Annotated in this window: 3 protein-coding genes; all 3 read right to left on the reverse strand. The window is 72.4% G+C overall.

What is annotated here, in order from left to right:
* Positions 1–364: 364 nt before the first annotated feature.
* Positions 365–1,039 carry a nucleoside/nucleotide kinase family protein gene (locus ACFVX9_RS37020; protein WP_380378837.1) on the reverse strand — a complete coding sequence of 225 codons (675 nt, stop codon included), beginning with the start codon at positions 1,037–1,039 and terminating at the stop codon, positions 365–367.
* A 31-nt stretch (positions 1,040–1,070) separates the two neighbouring features.
* Positions 1,071–2,027 (reverse strand): LD-carboxypeptidase, encoded by a 957-nt coding sequence (locus ACFVX9_RS37025; RefSeq protein WP_387986334.1) that lies wholly within the window; start codon positions 2,025–2,027, stop codon positions 1,071–1,073.
* 161 nt (positions 2,028–2,188) lie between these two features.
* Complete coding sequence (gene trpS, locus ACFVX9_RS37030) at positions 2,189–3,271, reverse strand: tryptophan--tRNA ligase (RefSeq protein ID WP_380485680.1); 1,083 nt, start codon at positions 3,269–3,271, stop codon at positions 2,189–2,191.
* Positions 3,272–3,467 lie beyond the last annotated feature (196 nt).

Consider the following 3,467-nt stretch of genomic DNA (forward strand, 5'->3'; position numbering starts at 1 on the left):
TGGCACGCTGTTGAGTTCTCAAGGAACGGACACTTCCTTCGGACCGCCTTCCAGCGGGCCCTCCGGGCGCTTCGTTCTTTCGTGTTTCCAGCTTACCAGATGTTTTCCGCTCCGTTTCCGGCGCTTCGTTCATCCAACTCGCTGGTGTCTTCTGCGGCTTGACGCCCCGTCCGACGCTTCAAACTCTAGCCGATCCCTGCTCCGAAAAGCGAATCGGCCGCAATCCAATAAAACGAACACGCCGAATAAGAACCAAGCCGCGACAAGACGCGACCCAGCCCGAACCAGGAAATGGTGTTTCAAAAGGATTGGCCGCCCCGGGACCGTCCGCGCCGATGCGTGTCCGGTGCTCCCTGCCGAGCGACTAGAGAACACTACCCCTGGCCGGCGTCACGGGCAAGCCGCTGCCGGGGACGGTCCGGGTGCAGAGGGCGCGGCCGGCTTTCACGTACTCGCCGTTGGGGTGGTCGTTGCCGGTCACCCAGTGGCGGGCGGTGGCCTCGTCGCGGCCGCCGTCGCGGTGGCGGCGGAGCAGGCGCTCCTCGCGGAGGGCGTCGTCGGTGTCCACGTACCAGAGTTCGCGCAGCAGGCGGCGGGCCTCCGGCCACGGGGTGTCGGTGGAGGCGAGGTAGTTGCCCTCGGTGATGACGAGGCGGGTGTGCGGGCGGACGACGTGGCGGGCGGCGACCGGTTCGTCGAGGATGCGGTCGAAGTCGGGGACGTAGATGTCCTGGAAGCGGTCGGCGGCGATGCGGCGCAGCAGGGCGACGTACCCGTGGGCGTCGAACGTGGCGGGGGCGCCCTTGCGGTGGGTCAGGGCGAGGCGGTCCAGCTGGGCGGCGGACAGGTGGAAGCCGTCGAGCGGGACGTACGCGGCGCTGCCGGGGCCTTCGGCGCGTTCGATCTCGGCGACCAGGTGCCGGGCCAGGGTGGACTTGCCGGCGGCGGGCGGGCCGGCAAGTCCGAGGATCGTACGGGCGTTGCTGCCCGGGCCCCGGAGGAAGCCGAGGGCGAGGGCGGTGAGGCGGTCCTCGTTCATGGCCGCACCCTACTCACCGCCGGCCCGGGCCTCACCGCTCGGCGAGGGCGGGCACTTCCAGGGTGAGGGTGCCGGCGTCGGCGTCGAGGACGGCGGGGACGCCGAGCGGGACGGTCAGGGTGGAGGGGCAGTGGCCGAAGCCGAGTTCCCAGATGACGGGTATGCCGAGCGGGCCGAGGCGGTCGAGCATGACGTCCCGGACGCGGTCGAGCCGTCCGCAGCCGTCCCAGGAGCCGAGCGCGATGCCGGCGACCCCGTCGAACGCGCCGGAGCGCAGGAACTGGGTGAGGAGCCGATCGAGCTGGTACGGGTGCTCGTTGACGTCCTCCAGGATCAGGATGCCGCCGGCGTAGGAGGGCCGGGCGGCGGGCGTGCCGCGCTCGGCCGCGAGGACGTGGACGCAGCCGCCCGCGGTGACGCCCCTGGCGCGGCCGGGGACGAGGGCGGTGGCGGTCGGTGAGGTGAGCACGGTGGTGGCCGTGGGCTCGAAGAGGGTGCGGCGCAGGTGCTCGGCGGTCGGTCCGTCGGCGATGAAGGAGCCGGCCGCGCTCATCGGCCCGTAGAGGGTGGCGATGCCGAGCCGCTGGGCGAAGGCCTCCTGGAGGGAGGAGACGTCGCTGAAGCCGATGAACGGCTTGGGCGGGGCGGCGCGCATGGCGTCCCAGTCGAGCAGGTCGACCATGCGGTGGACGCCGTAGCCGCCGCGGGCGCAGATGACGGCGTCGACGGTGGGGTCGAGCCAGGCGGACTGAAGGTCGGCGGCGCGGTCGGCGTCGGTGCCGGCGAGGTAGCCGAGGGTGGGGTGGGCGTCGAGGACGTGCGGGGCGACGGTGACTCGCAGGCCCCAGGAGCGGAGGATCGCGCAGCCGTCGGTGAGTCGCTGGGAGTCGATCGGGCCGCTGGGGGCGACGACGGCGATGTGGTCGCCGGGGCGCAGGTGCGGCGGGCGGGTCAGACCCTGGCCGGGCGTGGTCGGGTGCTGGTCCATGGGCCGGGACGCCTTTCGGGGGAGGCCGGGTACGGGCGGCCTCGGTGTGGTCGAGGCCGCCCGGTGACGATATGCCCCCGTTTCGACGGGCCGATGTCCGCGAGCCGACGTCTTCGGGCCGAAGGTGCGCCGGAGGTGCCCCGACGGTGCGGGGCGGTTCTTCAGATCGCCCCCATCACCTTCCTGACCTCGTCGAGGGTGGCGTCGGCGACGGCGTTGGCGCGTTCGGCCCCGTCGCGCAGGACCTGGCGCAGGTGGCCTCGGTCGGCGGCGAGTTCGGCACGGCGGGCGCGCAGGGGGCGGAGGTACTCGTTGACGGAGTCGGTGACGGTGCGCTTGAGCGCGGCGGCCCCGCCGTCGCCGAGTTCCTCGGCGATCTCCTCGGGTGCGCGGTCCTGGCAGAGCGCGGCGAGCAGGACGAGGCTGGAGACCTCGGGCCGGTTGGCCGGGTCGTAGTCGATCCGGCGGTCGGCATCGGTCCTGGCGCCGCGGATGATCCGGGCGGTCTCGTCCTCGGTGGCGCCGAGGGGGACGGAGTTGCCCCGGCTCTTGCTCATCTTGCCGCCGTCGGTGCCGAGCAGCAGCGGGGCGTCGGAGAGCAGTGCGCGGGGGGTGGGGAAGACGGCGCCGCCGTCGGCGTGCGGGTAGCGCTCGTTGAAGCGGCGGGCGATGGTGCGGGCGACTTCGAGGTGGGGCAGTTGGTCCTGGCCGACCGGGACGAGGTTCGCCTTGCAGAAGAGGATGTCGGCGGCCTGGTGGGCGGGGTAGGTGAACATCAGCCCGTTGACGGCGGACTGGCGGGAGTGCGCGATCTCGTCCTTGACGGTGGGGTTGCGGTTCAGTTCGGCGACGCTGACCAGGCTGAGGAAGGGCAGCAGCAGCTGGTTGAGGGCGGGGACGGCGCTGTGCGCGAAGATCGTGGCGCGGTCGGGGTCGAGGCCGGCCGCGAGGTAGTCGAGGACGAGGTTCTCGGTGTGCTCGGCGAGCCGGTCGGCGATGTCCCGGTCGGTGATGACCTGGTAGTCGGCGATCACGACGAACATCTCGACGCCCTGGTTCTGGAGCTGGACGCGGTTGTGCAGGGTGCCGAAGTAGTGGCCGAGGTGCAGCGGTCCGGTGGGGCGGTCCCCGGTGAGGACGCGGTGGCCGGCCGGGTCGGCGGTGAAGGTGGCGGTGGTGGCCACGGACGGGGTCGTCGAGGTCGTCGGGGTCGTCGCGTTGGTCGCGGTCGTCACGGTGGTCATCGGGTTTCTCCTCGGTACGGCGGTGGTGGCGGCCGTCCGGGGCGGGGGCCCGTTCCGTGGGAAACGCGAAAGGGCCGTCCATTCCGGACGGCCCTGGTCGAGCGGGTGGGGTGGGCGTCCCCCCAGACGGCCAACAACCCCCGCCCCCGTACAACCCCCCGCCGTCGAGGATAGCGTCCCTGCCCCAGGGCGTGGT

The sequence above is a fragment of the Kitasatospora sp. NPDC058243 genome (assembly GCF_042882025.1).
GTDB lineage: Bacteria > Actinomycetota > Actinomycetes > Streptomycetales > Streptomycetaceae > Kitasatospora.

Bases quoted from the DNA above. Each gene is read 5' to 3' on its own strand.
- ACFVX9_RS37020 (WP_380378837.1), bottom strand. From the start codon at position 1,039: ATGAACGAGGACCGCCTCACCGCCCTCGCCCTCGGCTTCCTCCGGGGC.
- ACFVX9_RS37025 (WP_387986334.1), bottom strand. From the start codon at position 2,027: ATGGACCAGCACCCGACCACGCCCGGCCAGGGTCTGACCCGCCCGCCG.
- trpS (WP_380485680.1), bottom strand. From the start codon at position 3,271: ATGACCACCGTGACGACCGCGACCAACGCGACGACCCCGACGACCTCG.